Genomic DNA, 17303 nt, shown 5'->3' with positions numbered 1-17303 from the left:
GGTCGTGCCCTGGGTCCTGATCTCAACGCAAGTTATCGCCCTGGGCTTGGGCGGGCTCTGCGTTGTTCGACGGATCGTTGGCTGCTGCGGTACAGGCTGGCCATCACGATGTGGCCGGTTCCGAAGGTGACGGAGAGGCCTTCGAAACCGTCCTCGGGGTGCTCGGCCGTGTACTTGACCTTGATGTCGCAGCTGTGGCCGGCTGCCAGCGTGGAGGGACAGGCTTTCGAGTCGACGGTGAAGCCGCCATACCCGGGCCAAACCTTGGCCAATTCCAACGCCGCTTTGCCATTGTTCGACAGCTTCAGTGTTTCCCATCGCGTGGGGGCCATCACGGGATCGCCGAACTCGACCAGGCTGGGGGTGAGGCTGACCTCCGCCGGGGGGTCGGAGGATGTTCCATGGATGCCGGACACGAGCACCACGCCGCTGGCGGGGTGGTCAGAGTCGGAAAGGATGCGCCGCACTGTGCTGAGGGCGCCGGCATCGGTCGGCGAATACACGGTCTCGAACGTGCAACTGGCGCCGGCGGCCAGGGGCTTGCCTTGGCAGGTGTTCTTGCCTGACGCCGCGAACTCGACCCAGACCTTGGCAGCCGCCACCTTGCCGAAGTTCGTCAACGTCTGCGTGATGCGTGCCGTCTGACCGACAGGGGTGTGCGCGAACACGGCCTGCGGCGGATCCAGGGACAGCAGCACCTGGGGCGTAGTCTGCGCCCAGGAGCCGAGGCTGAGTGCAGCCATGGCAAAGCCGGCGAGGCGATTCAAACGGGGCATGTGGTGTGAGGAATGAAGTGGAGTTCTGGGTATAGAGGCGAATGTCGGCCGCCGCTTTGCGCCGCATCAGCAAAACGTTTGGAAAGGCTGTCCCGCAAGAAGCCAGAGCGCTGGCGGCCAAGGTGCAGGGCGAGATCGCGGGTGAGCTCAAGCATGGCGGGGACGCAACGCCTATGCGCGTCTACCTTTCGGCAGCGCTCAGCAAGCTGTGCATCACTCCCGCCGTTGCGCTCAAGTCGCCAGGCTGGCGCGCGCCGTAGCGGGCCGGAGCGCGTCCAGGAATGCGCCCATCGACGCGCCGCGACGGTGCCTATGTTCCCGATGCGTGATAGATGCTCGCGATGGATGCGTCCAGAGCCCGGTTGAACGCTCCCTCGCTCTGCTGCGCAGTGAGCCCTTCGGTCAACGCCCGTGAAAAACTCGCAATCACGCCATGGTTACGCGCCAGCAACGTGTTCGCCTCCTCGCGCGAGTAGCCTCCCGAGAGGGCGACCACGCGCAGCACATTCGGATGCGCCACGACATCCGCATATAGGTCGTCGACGGAATCGTGAGCTTCAGCATCAGCTGTTGCTCCGGCCCGAGCGTGTCGAGGTGTCTGAGTATGGCCGCCTTGAGCCGACGCTCGGCGCCTGGCTTGTCCGGAGCGTGGATGTCGACTTCTGGTTCGAGGATGGGCATGAGGCCCGCAGCCCGGATCTGCTTGCCGACTGTGAACTGCTGGCCGACCCAAAGTAGCCCAACTTTGCGAGGACGCCAGGCCGCAAAGGACGGCGGCTCATCCCCCAGCGAATTTCGCCAGAGCATCACCGGCAAGGCGGTACCGCACCCATTCGTCCAAGGGCACCGCGCCGATCGATCTGTAGAACGCGATGGCAGGCTCGTTCCAGTCTAGGACGCTCCACTCGAAGCGACCGCAGTTGTTCGATAGAGCCAGGCGCGCCAGGTATTGCAGCATGGCCTTCCCGGCTCCCGCGTTTCGGTGGGCAGGCGAGACGTAGAGGTCTTCGAGGTACAGCCCTTGCCGGCCTTGCCAGGTGGAGTAGTTGAAGAAGTAGACGGCAAAGCCAGCGTCCACACCCGCCACTCGGCAGACCAGGGCACGTGCTCGAGCCCCTTCCCCGAACAGTGACGCGCGGAGACTAGCCTCGGTCGCTACAACTTCATGCTCAGCCTTCTCGTACGCGGCAAGTTCCTTGATGAAACGAAGAATCAGCGCAACGTCCCCGACGCTGGCCGGGCGGATGTCGATATGCGGTGAGCCAAGCATGGACGAATTATGTTTGGATGCGGCGGCAGGGCCGCTTCTGGCCGAAAGCGGACGTGCACACGACGGAGCCCAAGGCCTTGGGTCAGCATGAGAACTTCGTACAAACCATCGCACCTGACCGCGCTGGCTACTCTTGCGCAGGCGGCGCGCAGTACCATTGCCGATTCAGCGGCTCAACGGCGTCGAAGATCCGAGCGGACGGTGCCTGGGGTGCTTCGCACGCCCACTGCCGCTCATGTCGAACGTTGGGTCCTACAAAGATGTCCAAGTCTTCAGCGCTTGATCCATTCTTGGCCAAGTATGACGAAGGCATTGCGACGCAAACTCGCGCAGTCCGCGAGCACTTGGTTAAGCTCTTTCCGCGCGGCTACGAACTTGTCTACGACAACTACAATGCCTTGGCATTTGGCTTCAGTCCCACGGATCGCGCAAGCGACGTGGTGGTTTCCGTTGCCGCCTACCCAAAGTGGGTGACCCTATTCTTCCTCCACGGCGCATCGCTTCCTGATCCGCACCGTGTGCTGCAGGGGACCGGGAGTAGGGTGCGTAGCGTTCGGCTGGCGCCTGCTTCAGTACTGCACTCTGCTCCCGTTCAGGAGCTGCTTCGGCTGGTCGTCGCGGACGCTCGCTCGGCGTTCGCACTTGCGCCAACGTTAAGCAGCGTGGTGAAGTCCGTATCCGCCAAGCAGCGCCCGCGCAAGCCGTCTGCCGCAAAGGCTCGCTCATCGAGTGTCCCTAAGAGGGCTAAGCGCAGCGGGGCCTAACCAGTCGTTGCAGCCGACGTCCGGCTCGTTGCCTCGCTCCACACCGGCCGCGTCAGGGGCCGGCCGTCTTGGGCAATAGAACTGCGCACGCCGCTTCCGGAAGCACAAGTTCCACAACGGAGCTGGTGGCGAGTCGATCGATGGTGCTGGGCCGAGAGCGACCCAAAACGAGGATGTCAGCGGGTAGACGACTCACTTGCGCCAGAATTTCCTTCGCAGGGTCACCAATCAAGACTTCCAACTGAAGGGAAAAGCCTGCGCGGAGCGCCATCGGCTCTAGGCGCCGCAGTCTCTGCAAAGCAGACCGCCGCTCCGCCTCCAACTCCACTCCATTCGCATACGCCGACTGATCGATCACCGTCAGGACTTGCAACGTTGCCCCGAGACCGCGAGTGAGGTCGCAGGCCAGGTTCAGCGCGTCTTCCGAACTTGGACTCCCGTCGTACGCAAGCAGCACCTGACGCAACATGTGGCCTCCTAGATCGCATCCCGGCTCGCACGCTTGGTGAGTCCTCACTCTATTTGCGCTCGACAGCTTCGAATGATGGCTCCTTCATTCGACGCCTGAAGATACGTGAGAGGACAATGCCCGCGACGCTGCACCTGTCATTCGGCTGGAGCGCCGTGCTGCGGGCCATCCATTGTCGGCGCTCACAGGCAATCGTGGTAAGCGCAGCACCGAGGACGGCACGCATAGCTGAGAATGCGGCCCAGGATCAGCCGGTGTCCGACGCGCGCAGCGCCGTCACGAATTTTCTGAATCTGTCCTCGCTCAGGTCCAGCGGCTGAGTCCGCCCCGACGCCAATGAGCAATCCGGAACCCCTGGTCGGCGGCAAACCGGGGAGGCAATTCGGTGCCGATCGATTTCATTCAACACGGCCGGATCCTTTATGCCGGCGGCCGCACTGACCGCTTCGAAACTCCCTCCGCGCTGCAAGGCTCGCGACACCTCCAAAGACTGGCGGCGGGGCCGGGGCGGCCCAGGAGTTGTGTTGTCCCAACGGCCCCGGGGTTTATTGGCGGCCGCCTTTCATCAACTTGTCACCAAGTTGTCACCAACTTGTCACAATGGATGAGCCTGAAGGGGAGGAAGCCAAGTGAAGCAGTGGATCGTCGTCTGTCTCGTCGCCGGCCTGGCTGGCGTTCTCCACGCACCGATTGCGGCGGCCCAGACGCTGAGTGGCGCGGGCTCCTCCGCGGCGGCGCCTATCTACCGGGCGTGGGCGCGTCAGTACCAGAAGGCCGTGGGCACGGCGGTAGCGTATGAGCCGGCCGGCTCGAGCGCCGGCGTGAAGATGGTGCGGGCCGGGGAGGTTGCCTTCGGGGCGTCCGACGTCGCTCCCGACGAAGCGGAGCTTGCGGCCAGCGGCCTTGCCATATTCCCGGTGGCGATCACCGGCATCGTGCCCGTGGTGAACTTGCCGAAGGTCTCCGACGGCCAATTGCGGCTCTCGGGCGAGGTGCTGGCGCGCATCTACATGGGCGAGATCGACAAGTGGTCGGCGCCGGAGATCGGCCAGCTCAACCCCGGGGTCGCGCTACCGGAGCTGCCGATCAAGCTCATCGTACGTTCCGACGGGTCCGGCACTACCTACAACTTCGCCGACTACCTGGCCAAGGTCCATCCGGCGTGGAAATCACGCTTTGGCGTCAAGACGACCATCGCCTGGCCCGCCTCCGTCATCGGAGTGAAAGGCAGCGAAGGCGTCGTCAGGGCGGTGGCGCAGACCGCCGGCGCCATCGGCTACGTCGACTTCGGCTACGTGGCCGACAACAAGCTGGCCGGTGTGCAGATGCGCTCGGCGGACGGCGAATTCGTGCGCGCTGGCGTGCTGGCATTCAAGGCGGCTCTCGCGCATAGCGACTGGTCCAGCCGCGGCACCTTCGGCGCCACGCTCACCAACGCGGCGGGCAAGAGCAGCTGGCCGATCACCATGGGCACCTTCGTGCTGGTGCCGCGCGTGACGGACAAGCCCGAGCAGACGCTGGCCGCGCTCAAATTCTTCGCCTGGGCGTTCAACCACGGTGACGCGCTGGTTCAGGAAGCCAGTTTCGTGCGCCTGCCCGACCGCGTGCAAGCCGCCGCCTTCAAGGTGATCACCGGCGTGCGCGACAAGAGCGGGCGGCCAATCGGGCTGAACGTGCTCTAGGGCGGTGCTCCAGGCTCCCACAAACACGCTTGATCCGTTGCAAGCGGGCGAAGCTCCAGTCGAGTCCTGAGAGCGACCCTCAGCCTCCATTTTTCAGAACGAACTGCCTCGCCTTGCCTTCGCGAGCTCGATGAACTCGCGCGTCTTCTTCGGCGGCTCGCCTTGTCCCGGCCAGGCAGCATAGAGCGTCACCTGCGGCAGCTTGACGTTCGGCAACACGCGCACGAGCCGGCCGGCGGCGACCTCGGCCTCCAGCACGAAACGCGGCGCAGCGTAGATGCCCAACCCCGCCAGCGCCAGCGCGCGGCCGCCCGCGGTGCTGGACGTGCTGACCGTGCGCTGCAGGCGCACCGATTCCTTGCCGTCCCGGGTCTGAAGCGTCCATGGATGAGGGATGGGCGTGAAGGCGATCCACGCATGCGAGGCCATGTCCGCCAGGCGCCGCGGTGTACCGCGCTCGTGCAGGTACTCCGGCGACGCCACGCTCCAGACGTCGAACACCGCGAGGTTCACCGCCCGCAAGCTGGAGTCGCGCCGGCCGGTCGTGCGCAGGCTCAGGTCCATGCCTTCGGCCACGAGATCCAGAAGGCGGTCGCTGGGCCGGTATTCGACGTGCATGCCCGGATGGCGCCGCACATACTCAGCAACCACGGGTGCGACCCAGCTGGCGGTGTCTTCCGCGGACGTGAGGCGCAATACGCCGCTGAGCTGCGCCGACTGGTGCCGGGTGCGCTCCGCCAGCCGCTGAGCCTGTTCCAGCAGGGCTCGCGCTTCGTCGCGCAACGTCGTGCCGGCCTCCGTCAAGGTGAGACGGCGCGTGGAGCGGTGCAGCAGCTGAACGCCAAGCTCCCGCTCCAGCGCGGCGACGTGCTGGCTCGCCGCGGACTTGGTGATGGCCAGGTGGTCGGCGGCCCGCGTGAAGCTGCCGGTAGCGCACACGTTGACGAAGACCTCCAGGCGCGCAAGGTTCATCTGTCCAGTATCCACGAACAATCGATTCCGGAAAAGGCACTTTTTCCTGACGATGCGAACGGCCACGATGCGAGGCATCCACACCCTCCTCGAAAGGAACCGCCATGTTCGTCCTGCTCGGATCCAACGGTCAGATCACGTCCAAGCTCGCCCGCCTGTTGCTGGCCGGAGGACACCCCATCCGCGTCGTGGGACGCAATGCAGACGCTCTCGCGCCGCTCGCCAGCATCGGTGCGGAGGTTGCTGCCGGCGACGTCGGAAACGCCGCGTTCCTGGAGCGTGCCCTCGCCGGTGCGAAGGCCGCCTACACGATGATCCCGCCGTGCTACGGCGAGGACGACATGCGTGCGGCGCAGGACCGCATTGGCGCAGCCATTGCGCGCGCCCTGGACACGGTGCGGGTGCCCCGCGTCGTGAACCTGTCCAGCATCGGCGCGGAGCTGCCCCGGGGCACCGGCCCCGTCGAGGCGCTGCACGCCCAGGAACAGCGGCTGCTGGCGGTCCGCGGCATCGACCTGCTGCACCTGCGGCCGGGCTCGTTCATGGAGAACCTGCTGCCCGCGGCGGCGGTGGTGGCCGCCGAGGGCGCGCTGTCTGGCATGGAGGCGCCGGACGCAGCGATTCCCATGGTCTCCACTCGGGATGTCGCGGCGGTTGCCGCGCGCGAGCTGGTGACGCCGCGGCACCACGGCGTGTTGCTGCTGCACGCCGCCCGGCACGTGACCATGCGAGAAGCGGCTGCCGTGCTCGGTGCGGCCATCGGCAAACCTGGGCTCGCCTACGTTCAATCCACGCCCGCCGAGGGCAAGGCGGCGCTGCGCGCACACGGCTTCTCGGCCAGCGCCGCTGACCAGATCGAAGCGCTCGCCTGCTGGCTGTCGACGTCGCCGCTCGCGTCGGCAAGCGTGGCGCCTGTCGCAGTGCAGCCGACCACGATGGAAGCGTTCGCGCGCGAGGAGTTCGCGCCGGCGTGTGCGCGGCTGGCCATGGGTGTGGCTTGAACGCGCGCTGGTGAGCGAGGCCCGAGGCAATCAGGTGTTCGGCTCAGGGAGTCATCATCGCTGTGTAGCGTCGCTGCATCTCGTCGGGCTCGATCTTCTCGATCGAGTGCCCGAGCAGCCAGGTGTGGCCGAATGGATCGCGCAGCCGGCACGACCGTTCGCCGTAGAACTGGTCGCTGGGCGGCATCAGCATGGTGGCGCCGGCCGCGACCGCTCGTTCGCCCATCGCGTCGGCGTCGTCCACATGCAGGTGGATCGTGCAGCCGGTGAACTGGTCGCCTTGCGGCCCCAACATTCCGTATTCGGGGAATTCGTCGCACACCATAAGGACCGAGGGGCCCAGCTGCAGCTCCACGTGGCCGACGCGGCCTGAAGGCTCGACTAGCCGGAACAGCTCTGTCGCGCCGAAGGCCCGTTGGTAGAACGCGATAGCGGCCTTGGCGTCACGCACCATCAGGTATGGAAAGACTTCGTGAATCTCGTCCATCGGGTTCTCTCCTTCATGCGGCGACATGCCGCCAGAACCACAGCCTATGCGGCCGGGGGGCAGGCCGTATTGGATATTTTTTCGGCTTGGGTTCAGCGCTCCACGGCCACGTGCGTCGGCTGGTCGGCTTGCACCGGCACATAAGCCCCCGGCGCGATGCCAGCCAGCTCGCGGAACTCGCGGATCAGGTGGGATTGATCGTAGTAGCCGGCGCCCGCCGCGATCTGTGCCCAGTCGCGCGGCCCGCAGCGCACCAGCGACGGCAGCAGCACGCCAAAGCGCAGCACGCGCGCATAGCGCTTGGGCGTGAGCCCCACTGCCTGCTCGAAGCGGCGGATGAATTGCGCCGGCGTGCAGCCGCTGCCCTGCTGTACCGGCTCGACCCGCGCGCGGGCCGGGTCGCGGTGGAACGCAACGATCGCAGCGGAGACCAGCGGATCGGGCGGTGCGGCATCATGAAGGCGCTGCAGCAGGTACCCTTGCAGCAGTTGCAGCGCGCGACGCGCCGACCCGGCGTCCTGCAACTGCTCGCGCAGATCGCGTGCGGCCAGTCCCCACAGGTCTTCCAGCAATTCGGTGCGATTGCGCAACTCGGGCAGCGCGCCGCCGAAGAAGGCCGCCGCGCCGCCGGGCTTGAAGTGCACGCCGATCACGGCCGACGGACCTTCGGTGCCGCGCACGCCGAAGCGGTCGCTCGCACCCTGCACGACGGCGCCGCGCAGCCACCGCGCATGGGAGACCGCCGGTTCGGGGTCGTAGCGGATCAGGTGGTCCTGCAGCAGCGGCACGACGATGTCGGCGCAGCCGGTGGGCAGGCTGCGCTCGCGCGTGTGCGGCAATGCTCCGCGCTCGCTGTACCAGAGGCTGTCGACGCAACGGGCCAGCAGGCCGGAAGGACGGTGACGCAGGAGCATGGCTTCTTGTAGCGCGGATGTCATCCTGGAGCAAGTGCCGCAGCGCGACAGCGAGCGTAGCATCCAGATTTCGGGGAACAGCACCACGTCGCCTGTGGCGCTACCTGCGGGACGGCAAGACCATGGTAGCTGTGTGGCCCGCGCCGACCGTGTAGCGATTCACACCGTCATCGATGCTGATCTGCCATTGTTTGTCGCCGAGCTTTAAGCTCATGTACAGAGCGGTCAGCTTCTCGCCGCTCCGGCCGCACCGCGCTCAGGCCGCATCAAGGGCTGGGGCCTCCAGCCAATGAGGAGGTGCCACCCCAGCGAAGCATTCCAGGGCCTGCTGGTCCAGGCTTTCTACCCGGCCATGGCGCAGCGTAATCAGCCCCTTCTCGTGCAGTGCCCGCAGCGTGCGGTTGGCGGTCTGCCGCGACATACCCGCGAGGGCGGCCAATTCGTCCTGGCTCAGATTGAGCTTGCGCAGCCCCGGCCAGAAGTGGCGGCTCAGATAAATGGCGAGCCGCTGCTCGGGCGAGCGCCTGCGGTCGGAATCGATGACCGCCATGGCCTGGGCAACACGCTGGTTCATGCGTTGAAGCACAGCACGGTTGAAGGGGATGCTCGTCGCCAGCAACTCGTGGAACAACCCGCGCGGCAGACAAAGAAGCTCGGAGTCGCGTAGCGCGCGCACTTCGTAGCGACGCGGCGCGGACTGCAGCACGCTGCCCTCGCCGAACCATTCGCCACCGGACAGAGCGAGGTAGCTCGTGCGCGAACCGCCGCCGGCACTCTGCAATTCGACTAGTCCCCAGAGCACCGCATACCAGCCGTCCGCGGGCTCGTTCGCGGGAATCACCACGTTGCCCTTACGAGCGCGCAGCGTGCGCATGGTGCGCAGGGCCTTGTCCTGGGCCTCGACGGACAAGTGCGTGAACCAGGATTGTTGCTGGAGGAATCGCGCGGCCACCAGCCGATCGATGGAGGTGATGCTCATGCCCCCGATTTTCTGTGTGGCGAGCACACACGCAAGGGCGTTGCACGCCACTTGACTGACTTTGCGCGCCGCGGTGAGAAACGCCAGCAATTTGGCCAAGTCAGGTCATTGAGGCTGGTGGGGGGCCGGCCTAGAGTGCGCCGCAGTCCCGCGCCGCGGGACGCAACCAGGAGACAACGATGCAGATCCACACGCTGGCACGCAGGCTGGCCCTCTGGCTGATTCCTGTCGCCACGCTGCTGGCCGCAGGCCCCGCCATGGCGGGCAACTGGGTATTCGGCACCTACGCCAACATCTGGGGCGCCCGCGAATTTCAGGCATGGATTCCCTCGAACTACCGACCGGATGTTCCGGTGCCGGCCGTGCTCATGCTCCACGGCTGTCTGACCGAGCCCAACAGCATGGCCGCGGTCTCGCGGTTTAACGAGCTGGCGGACCTCGAAAACTTCATCGTCATCTACCCGAGGCAAAACGTCACGTCTAATCCCGAGCGCTGCTGGAACTTCATGCTGTCGATCAACCAGTCGCGCGGTGCCGGCGAGCCGTCGATCCTGGCAGGCATCTTGGGCTGGGTGCGTGGCCGCTACAACATCGACCCGACGCAGATGTATGTCACGGGAATTTCTGCCGGCGGGGCCATGACTTCCATCATGGCAGCTTGCTACTCGGATCTTTTCGCCGCGGCTGCCGTCCATTCGGGCGGCATGTACAAGGGCGGGGTCGGGCTGGCCACGAGCGCGGAGTCGCTGCTGGCTGGCAGCCCCTACGACCCGGACCAACGCGGCCGCGACGCCTGGAACTGCGGGGGCGCGCCGCGTCGGCTGATGCCGATGCTGGTCTTCCACGGCACCTCGGACATCGTCGTGAATCCCGTCAATGGCGACCAGACCGTGCGCCAGTTCGTCCAGACCAACGACCTGGGCGACGATGGCCTGGACAACGACACTGCGCGCTATTTCGCTTCGAGCATCACGCGTGAGACCACGCCTGTGCCGGGCGGCCGCAGCTACACCGTCGCGACCTTCCGCAACAGCGCGGGCGTCGTCGTGGCGCAGAAGTACACCGTGGAAGGCATGAATCACGCGTGGAGCGGCGGGCCGCCGCTCTGGCCGTTCAGCGACGAGCTTGGCCCGGACGCGACCGGGATCACCTGGGCGTTCTTCCGGAACTACCGCCGGTGAGGGTGCTGGCGGCTGCCGCGCTGGGCACGGTGTTGTGCCTGCCCTGCGTCATCCCGGCACCGCACCTGGCCGCCGACGGGGCCAGTGCGCCGACCGGACCGGTCCAGGTGAAGCAGTGGCCTCCCGCTACCGAAGCGCAGGCGGGAGCCACGTCCCTTGCACACCGCGCCTCGGCGTCGCCGGGACCGGCGGCTCCTATGGTGATCGATCACCGGACCGGTGAGTGGATCGACGCCGCGCTGGAACGCTCGGACATCGATCCCGGCTTGACAGACGTGAGGCTCACCGCGGGGCTGTCGCCTGAGTCCGCCACGCGGCTGGCTGCGCTGATCGTGGCCTTCCGGGAGTACCGCGCGCAGCGGGCGGAGCTGCTGGCCGCGTCACGGGCCGCGGAGGATCTCGCGTCGGCTCGCGAACGGTTTGCCGCACTCCAGGTGCTTCGGCGGCGCCTGTTCGGTGAAGAAGTCGCGCAGGTGCTGTTCGGCGACGACGAGAGGCGCACGCTCGAGGCGCTGCAGCGGCTGGCGGCCGAAAGCTCGTGAAGCGCAGCGTCAGTCGTCCTCATTTGCGGGCTGGGCGATGATCCGGCGCCGATACTGGCCGGGCGGCTCGCTGAACCAGCGTTTGCATGCGCGAAAGAAATTACTCTGGTCAACGAACCCCAGCAGGTCCGCGACCTGGTTGAGGGCGTAGCGTTCCTCAGCGAGATACTTGCGCGCCAGTTCGCGCCGGGCTTCGTCCAGCAGATGCTGGAACGACGTGCTTTCCTCCTGCAGTCGCCGCTGCAGCGTTCGATCGGCGAGCGCGAGGCTGGCCGCGATCTGTTCGCGCCGCGGCTCGCCGCGGTGCAGCCGGCGCACGATCTCCTCACTCACCCGGTAGCTGATGCTGGTGTTGCCCAGGGCTGTGATCCGTTCTCGCAGGACGTGCTCGTGCATTGCCAGCATCTTCGGATTGCGCGAAGGCACTGGCGCGGCCAGGTCGTCTGCCGCCAGCAACATGCGGTTCTCGGCTTGGTCGAAGCGCAAGGGACACCGGAATGCCTCGTGATAACGCTGCACTTCGGGCGGGCGCGCGAACTTGAATTCGACGGCCAGCGGCTCGACCGGCCTGCGAGTAACCCATTGACAAGTCGTCACCAGCGCCAGCATGCCGAATGCGTAACGCTGGCGCGGCACGGGCCGGCTGTTGCCAACGCTGCCCAAGACCAGCCAGGCATTGGGGCCCTCCGGCAGCAGTTCGAAGGTGGCCGCGTCGGAGACGACGGCCATGTAGCGCGCGACGGCCCGAAGCCCAGCGCGCAGGTCGGGACTGGACGCCATCGCGAAGGCCAACACGTCGGCGTTCACGTACTTCGAAGTCAGCTCGCGGTCGAGCCCCAGCGCGGCGTCGCCCGTCTCGGCCACGGCCAGCTCCCACAGGGCGCTGACCTCGTCGGCACCGAATCGCTCGTTGGGATTCTCGAGCCGCACGGGATCGATACCGGCACGCCAGACGGCCGCGGGCACGTCGACACCGCGCGCGGCGAACATCTCCAAGACGCCCTTGACCCAGGAACAAGAACTCGTGCGCTGCATTGCTTCGTGGCTTCGTGCGGTCAATAAATTGGCCGCGTTGCGATAGCGCCGACTCCCTGGCCCGTGCCTACACTTTTTTCAATCGATTGGCCGGCGGCACGGAAGCATTCGAAAGGATTTCCACCGCTCGCACAAGCGAGATTTTCCCGATTGAGGAGACAGACATGGATGTGGGCGGGCTGAAGCGGCTACTGGGGGCGGGCGTGTGCGCATTGTTGATGGCGTGCGGCGGCAATGGCGGGGACGACCCGACGGTTCGCCTACTGCCTCAAGGGGCGGTAGCGGGATCGAGCGACGCCGCGAGCGGCACGTACTCGTGGAAAGGCATTCCGTACGCCCGCCCACCGGTGGGTGCGCTGCGCTGGCGCGCCCCGGCCGAACCTGATGCCTGGGGCCGCCTGGACGCCACGCGCTTCGGCAGCGCTTGCATCCAGAACGGCCGTATCTACGGGCCGGGCTTGAACAACACCTACGACGCGACGATCGCCACCTCACTCAACACACCGGTAGGCAGTGAAGAATGCCTCACGCTCAACGTGTGGCGCCCGGCGAACGATGGCGCGGGCCTGCCGGTCATCTTCTTTGTGTATGGGGGAAGCAACATCTCCGGGTATTCGGCCGACCCCGTGTACGACGGCGCGGCGCTGGCCAAAGCCGCAAATGCCATCGTGGTAACTGCGAACTACCGCGTAGGTCCGCTTGGGTTCTTCAATATGCCTCAGCTCAAGACCGGGAATGCGGCGGAAGATTCGGGCAACTTCGCGCTGCTGGACATCATCCAGGCACTGAAGTTCGTCAAGAACAACATCGCGACGTTCGGCGGCAACGCCTCGAACGTGACCTTGATGGGTCAGTCGGCCGGTGCGATCAACACCTGGGCTCTCGTTGCATCGCCCATGGCTGCGGGCCTGTTCCATCGCGCCATCCCGATCTCAGGCGGCATCTCGCTGGCATCGAACCTGCCCGCAGGCTCGATTCCCACGCTCAACCCGGCCAGCACCTACGCCGCGCAATCGGGCGCGCTGCTGACCCGGCTGCTGATCGCCGACGGGCTGGCCACCGACGCCGCGAGCGCCCAAGCCTATGTCGCGGGCAAGAGCAGTGCCGAAGTCGCGACGTACATGCGCGGCAAGGATGCCAGGGTGATCCTCAACACCTTGCTGGCCGCCGGGCTCACCGGCTCGGGGCCCATCCCCGATGGTTCGGTGCTGCCGGCCGACCCGATTGCCGCCATCGCGGCGGGCAACTACAACAAGGTACCTGTGCTTGCGGGCAACACGGCTGAAGAGGGCAAGCTGTTCGCGCCGTTCCTGACCCTGCTGGGTGGCCCGCCCGGGTTCAAGATCGGCGACGCGGCGCGTTTCAACATGATGGCGACGTTCAATCCCGACGCCGCACCGACGCTGACCGAAGCAGACATTCTCGACCCAGGCTACGTTCCGTCCAGCGCTCCCGGCACGGGCTGGACTGCGAAGGCGAATCTGCTCGGTTCCGTGTTCATGGCACCGAGCCGCGACAACGTACTCAATACCCTCAAGTCGCGGCAGGCGGAAGTCTGGTACTACCGCTTTGACTGGGCGCAGGAACCCGCGCCTTGGAACACCGTGTATGGCGCGGCGCATGCGTTCGACCTGCCCTTCCTGTTCGGCAACTTCGGCCCCTCGCTGTTCAGCAATGCAACCAACAGCACGACCAACCGACCGGGTCGCCTGGCGCTGTCGGCCGCAATGATGGCCACCGTCGCCGCTTTCGCGAAGAACGGCGACCCCAACAACGCGTCACTCGGCCGTACCTGGGCGTCCTGGCCGTCGCGGCTGGTCTTCGACGCCACGCCGACACAGGCCGTGATCTCGACCCAGTGAATCGGGCCGGCGGCGCCTCGCGGTGCGACGTCCGCCCGGCAACAGTGGAGCGAGAGCGCAAGCACCTGTCCTGACCATAAGGAGTATCGAGTTGGACACCATGAAGAGACGCACATTCTGTGCCGCCGCGATGGCTGCATCGCTTGCGCCAGCAGCGCGGGCGGCCGAAGCTGGGATCAGTGACCGCGAGATCGTGTTGGGCCAGATCATCGCTTTGTCAGGGCCGCTTGCGGCTTTGACGCCTGACATCGTGCAGGGATCGGCGGCCTGGTTCAACTCGGTGAACGAGAAGGGTGGTGTGCACGGCCGCAAGATCCGCGTCATCACCCTGGACGACGGCTACGTGCCCGCCAATACCGTGAAAGCAGCACAGCAACTGATCGAGGAGGAGCAGACCTTCGCCCTGCTGAACCTGACAGGGACTGGCAACGTGGCGGCCATCCTGCCGTTGCTTGAGAAGGAGGGCATGCCCCTGCTTGGCCCGATCACGGGCGCCAATGCCCTGCGCAGCCCGACGCCGCCCAACGTATTTCATTTGCGCGCAAGCTACGGCGACGAGACAGAAAAGATCGTGCAGCATCTGGTGACTGTCGGGATCCAGCGTATCTCTGTGGCGTACCTCGACAACGGCCTGGGCAAGGACGGGCTCGCCGGCGTCGAGCGGGCCATGCAAAAGCGCGGGCTGAAGGTCTACTCGAGCGCTTCGGTCCAGCAGGACGCGTCCGACGTCGACAAGGCCGTGGCCGCGCTGCATCACACCCGGCCGGAGGTGGTCATCATGATCACCACGGGCAAGGCGACGGTGGACTTCATCAAGAAGTACAACGCGACACGGCGCGGGATGCGCTTCTACGCGCTATCAGTGATGGGCACCCAATCCACCCTGAGAGCGCTCGGCCCGGACGGGGTGGGAGTCATAGTCACCTCCGTGGTGCCGTTCCCGTGGAGTGCGAGCAGCCCGTTGGCACGTGACTTTCGCGCCGCCATGCTGAAGTCCGGCTACGAGAACATCTCTTTCGCCGGCTTCGAGGCCTACCTGAACGCGCGGACCATGACCGAAGGGCTGCGCCGCGCCGGCCCCAACCCCACACGAGCGCGCTTCGTCGCGGCGCTGGAGTCCATGAAGCAGGTGAATTTCGGCGGGTTCGAGGTGGGATTCTCGAAGGAGAACCACCAGGGATCGCGGTATGTCGAGCTGACGATCATCGGCCCTGGGGAGCGTTGGACGAAATAGCCGGAGGCGGACACTGAAGGGTTCAGCACCAGCCGGACGGCCAAGGCCGCTGAGCTACGCGCCCAGGCAGCCGCATGGCCTATAGCGTGTGATCAATGAGGCGAGGCTCTGTCAAAGGGGTGATCAGCCCGATGGGAGTGCGAGCCATGATTGGACGCGGCGAATCTTCGAGGAAAACGATCTCCGCATCGATCATTCCAATGTCTTGCCGCAGATCGCGGCGTCTGAACTCGAACTCCCATATGGGGACTCCATAGAGCCAGACGTGTGCGAGAAAGAGTTCTCGGCGCGTCTGCCTTCCCGGGAGCACTTGCACCCAGCCGGACAGAAGCATCTCACGGTCCCGCTCGAGTGATAGCTGCAATATCAGTACGGCCCGCTGCAGAGACCATAGCGCGCTTCGAGCAGCCAATGCCAAACTCGCTAGTGGCCGTGCGCGGAGGAGTTCTTGAACAGGGGTTACTTGCATCAAGGGCTCTGGCACAGTGCCCCATTGCTGGGTTAAGGCTCGATGTCTTGAAGCAGCGAAGACGCTGAATACTGCGTCTTCTGCATGACATATTGATGACAGTTGTTGTCCGCAAGGTGGATTGATCCAGCGATTCAGCGGCATCCACCCGGACGATGGACACCGCCTGACACGCTGCGGACGAACCGAGCGGGACGCGCGCGAGGTCGGTCGGATTTCATCTGAAATGAATACCGGCCGCCGCTGCAACGATCGGGCAACCGGTCGAATTGAAGCTGTGGCGAGCGAAGGACAAACCTGCCGTACGTCAGCGGTCAACGCCTGCCGGTGGCTCGCAGCCTGTTCGCCCCCGAACACCATCTGGAAGGCGCCAACCACATGCCCGCACCCGTTAGACAACCAACATCTCGCTGGAAGGCGAGTACGGTCCGCGCGGCATTGCTGCACGCGGCGATCGTACTGGCGAGCCTCATCGCCGCGTCCATCACGCTGGTCGCCTGCGAACCCAGCGCTTCGCACGCGCAGGGCCCCCCCGGCGCGGGCGGACCGCCGCCCGCGCCGGTGGCTGTGACGTCGCTGGTTGCCACCAACCTGGCGATGAACTACGAATACGTGGGCCAGACGGCCGGCTCGCGCGACGTGGAAGTGCGTGCGCGAGTCGCGGGCATCCTGCTGACGCGCAACTTCACCGAGGGCGGCAGCGTCAAGAAAGGCCAGTCCCTGTACAGCCTGGACGCGGCGCCGTTCCAGGCCGCGTTCAATCGCGCAGACGCCGAAGTGGCCGCCGCCGAAGCCAGGCTTGCGCAGACCACGCGCACCTTGAATCGCCTGAAGCCGCAGTGGGAGGCGCACGCGGTGAGCCGGCGCGAATACGACGATGCGGCATCGGCCGAGCAGGTGACGCGCGCAGAACTCAAGGGCGCGCAGGCGCGCCGCGCCGAGGCCGCGTTGAACCTGGGCTACACCAAGGTCGAGGCACCGGTCTCCGGCGCCGCGGGCCGCTCACAGGTGAGCGAGGGAACGCTGGTGGCCGGCCCAGGCACGCTGCTGACAACGCTGACGCAGACCGACCCGATAAAAGTACGCTTCGGCATCGCCGACACCGATCAGATGAAATGGCGCGGCGAAGTGGCCGCGGGCCAGCTGCAACTGCCGCCGCACGAAGCGTTCACTGTCGAAATCAAGCTCGCGGACGGCAGTGTGTACCCGCGCAAGGGGAAGCTGCTGTTCTCCGACACGCGGGTGTCGGGCGTCACCGGCACGGTAGAGGCGGAGGCCGAGGTGCCCAACCCGGACGGCGTGCTCAAGCCCGGCCAGTTCGTGCGGGTGCGCCTGACCGGCGCCACCAAGCCCAGGGCGTTGATGGTGCCCACGCGCACGGTGCTCGAGGGGCCGCAGGGCAAGTTCGTCTATGTGGCGGTCGATGGCAAGGCTGAACCCAAGCCGGTGCAGGTGGGTGACCAGATCGGCGGCGACTGGATCATCAACTCCGGGCTCTCCGAGGGCGACCAGGTGATCGTCGACGGCATGGCGCGCATCTTCTTCCCCGGTGCGCCGATTCAGATCGCGCAGGCTCACGCGGGCGGCGCGAACGCGGCTGCAGGTGGTGCGCCGGCACCTGCGCCGGCCACCCAGTCCTCCAAGTAGGACCCAACTGAACCGTCAA

18 protein-coding genes are annotated in these 17303 nt (G+C 66.0%); 9 read left to right on the top strand and 9 right to left on the bottom strand.

The features are described 5' to 3' along the window. Positions 1–32: 32 nt before the first annotated feature. Positions 33–767 carry a choice-of-anchor D domain-containing protein gene (locus UC35_RS07175; RefSeq protein ID WP_061497568.1) on the bottom strand — a complete coding sequence of 245 codons (735 nt, stop codon included), beginning with the start codon at positions 765–767 and terminating at the stop codon, positions 33–35. 50 nt (positions 768–817) lie between these two features. Between UC35_RS07175 and UC35_RS07170 the strand changes: the two genes are divergently transcribed. After that, entirely contained in the window at positions 818–1036 is a 219-nt protein-coding gene (locus tag UC35_RS07170) for a hypothetical protein (protein WP_061497566.1), read from the top strand. A 50-nt stretch (positions 1037–1086) separates the two neighbouring features. Here the strand turns inward: UC35_RS07170 and UC35_RS23465 are convergent, their stop codons facing one another. Further along, complete coding sequence (locus tag UC35_RS23465) at positions 1087–1296, bottom strand: hypothetical protein (RefSeq protein ID WP_145979371.1); 210 nt, start codon at positions 1294–1296, stop codon at positions 1087–1089. A 50-nt stretch (positions 1297–1346) separates the two neighbouring features. On the opposite strand from UC35_RS23465, the gene UC35_RS23895 reads away from it, so the two are divergent. Continuing rightward, a complete protein-coding gene (locus UC35_RS23895; protein WP_158513872.1) occupies positions 1347–1514 on the top strand; it encodes a hypothetical protein in 168 nt (55 codons plus the stop codon). 40 nt (positions 1515–1554) lie between these two features. Here UC35_RS23895 and UC35_RS07165 read toward each other — a convergent pair whose 3' ends face one another. Together UC35_RS07165 and UC35_RS07160 are read right to left on the bottom strand one after the other, a co-directional pair. Then, on the bottom strand, positions 1555–2046 hold the full coding sequence (locus tag UC35_RS07165; RefSeq protein WP_061497564.1) for a GNAT family N-acetyltransferase: 492 nt from the start codon (positions 2044–2046) through the stop codon (positions 1555–1557). An 816-nt stretch (positions 2047–2862) separates the two neighbouring features. Then, positions 2863–3279, bottom strand: coding sequence for a universal stress protein (locus UC35_RS07160; protein WP_061497562.1), 417 nt, complete (start codon positions 3277–3279; stop codon positions 2863–2865). A 629-nt stretch (positions 3280–3908) separates the two neighbouring features. Here UC35_RS07160 and pstS point away from each other — a divergent pair. Then, on the top strand, positions 3909–4961 hold the full coding sequence (gene pstS, locus UC35_RS07155) for a phosphate ABC transporter substrate-binding protein PstS (protein ID WP_082792916.1): 1053 nt from the start codon (positions 3909–3911) through the stop codon (positions 4959–4961). 93 nt (positions 4962–5054) lie between these two features. Here the strand turns inward: pstS and UC35_RS07150 are convergent, their stop codons facing one another. Beyond that, complete coding sequence (locus UC35_RS07150) at positions 5055–5933, bottom strand: LysR family transcriptional regulator (RefSeq protein WP_061497560.1); 879 nt, start codon at positions 5931–5933, stop codon at positions 5055–5057. 104 nt (positions 5934–6037) lie between these two features. On the opposite strand from UC35_RS07150, the gene UC35_RS07145 reads away from it, so the two are divergent. Further along, a complete protein-coding gene (locus UC35_RS07145; protein ID WP_061497559.1) occupies positions 6038–6934 on the top strand; it encodes an NAD(P)H-binding protein in 897 nt (298 codons plus the stop codon). A gap of 43 nt (positions 6935–6977) precedes the next feature. Here the strand turns inward: UC35_RS07145 and UC35_RS07140 are convergent, their stop codons facing one another. The 3 genes from UC35_RS07140 to UC35_RS07130 all read right to left on the bottom strand — a co-directional run bounded on the left by UC35_RS07140 (position 6978) and on the right by UC35_RS07130 (position 9314). Then, positions 6978–7421 carry a VOC family protein gene (locus UC35_RS07140; protein ID WP_061497557.1) on the bottom strand — a complete coding sequence of 148 codons (444 nt, stop codon included), beginning with the start codon at positions 7419–7421 and terminating at the stop codon, positions 6978–6980. 92 nt (positions 7422–7513) lie between these two features. Beyond that, positions 7514–8335 carry an AraC family transcriptional regulator gene (locus UC35_RS07135; RefSeq protein ID WP_061497555.1) on the bottom strand — a complete coding sequence of 274 codons (822 nt, stop codon included), beginning with the start codon at positions 8333–8335 and terminating at the stop codon, positions 7514–7516. A gap of 256 nt (positions 8336–8591) precedes the next feature. Then, positions 8592–9314, bottom strand: a complete 723-nt coding sequence (locus tag UC35_RS07130; protein WP_061497553.1) for a Crp/Fnr family transcriptional regulator — start codon at positions 9312–9314, stop codon at positions 8592–8594. Between the two features lie 179 nt (positions 9315–9493). Between UC35_RS07130 and UC35_RS07125 the strand changes: the two genes are divergently transcribed. Next, positions 9494–10495, top strand: a complete 1002-nt coding sequence (locus tag UC35_RS07125; protein WP_061497551.1) for an alpha/beta hydrolase family esterase — start codon at positions 9494–9496, stop codon at positions 10493–10495. Between the two features lie 197 nt (positions 10496–10692). After that, positions 10693–11037: a lipase secretion chaperone gene (locus tag UC35_RS07120; protein ID WP_061497550.1), complete on the top strand. Its 345-nt coding sequence runs from the start codon at positions 10693–10695 to the stop codon at positions 11035–11037. A gap of 9 nt (positions 11038–11046) precedes the next feature. Here the strand turns inward: UC35_RS07120 and UC35_RS07115 are convergent, their stop codons facing one another. Then, on the bottom strand, positions 11047–12027 hold the full coding sequence (locus UC35_RS07115) for an AraC family transcriptional regulator (protein ID WP_082793533.1): 981 nt from the start codon (positions 12025–12027) through the stop codon (positions 11047–11049). A gap of 209 nt (positions 12028–12236) precedes the next feature. Here UC35_RS07115 and UC35_RS07110 point away from each other — a divergent pair, with 209 nt between their 5' ends. The 3 genes from UC35_RS07110 (at position 12237) to UC35_RS07095 (ending at position 17284) form a co-directional block, all read left to right on the top strand. Beyond that, positions 12237–13934 (top strand): carboxylesterase/lipase family protein, encoded by a 1698-nt coding sequence (locus UC35_RS07110; protein WP_061497546.1) that lies wholly within the window; start codon positions 12237–12239, stop codon positions 13932–13934. Between the two features lie 100 nt (positions 13935–14034). Continuing rightward, on the top strand, positions 14035–15168 hold the full coding sequence (locus tag UC35_RS07105) for an ABC transporter substrate-binding protein (RefSeq protein WP_227820551.1): 1134 nt from the start codon (positions 14035–14037) through the stop codon (positions 15166–15168). Between the two features lie 847 nt (positions 15169–16015). Then, a complete protein-coding gene (locus UC35_RS07095) occupies positions 16016–17284 on the top strand; it encodes an efflux RND transporter periplasmic adaptor subunit (protein WP_082792909.1) in 1269 nt (422 codons plus the stop codon). Positions 17285–17303: the final 19 nt, after the last annotated feature.

Source organism: Ramlibacter tataouinensis, from assembly GCF_001580455.1.
GTDB lineage: Bacteria > Pseudomonadota > Gammaproteobacteria > Burkholderiales > Burkholderiaceae_C > Ramlibacter > Ramlibacter tataouinensis_B.
Note: the sequence above shows the minus strand (reverse complement) of the source record. Positions and strands in the feature narration are given on the sequence as shown.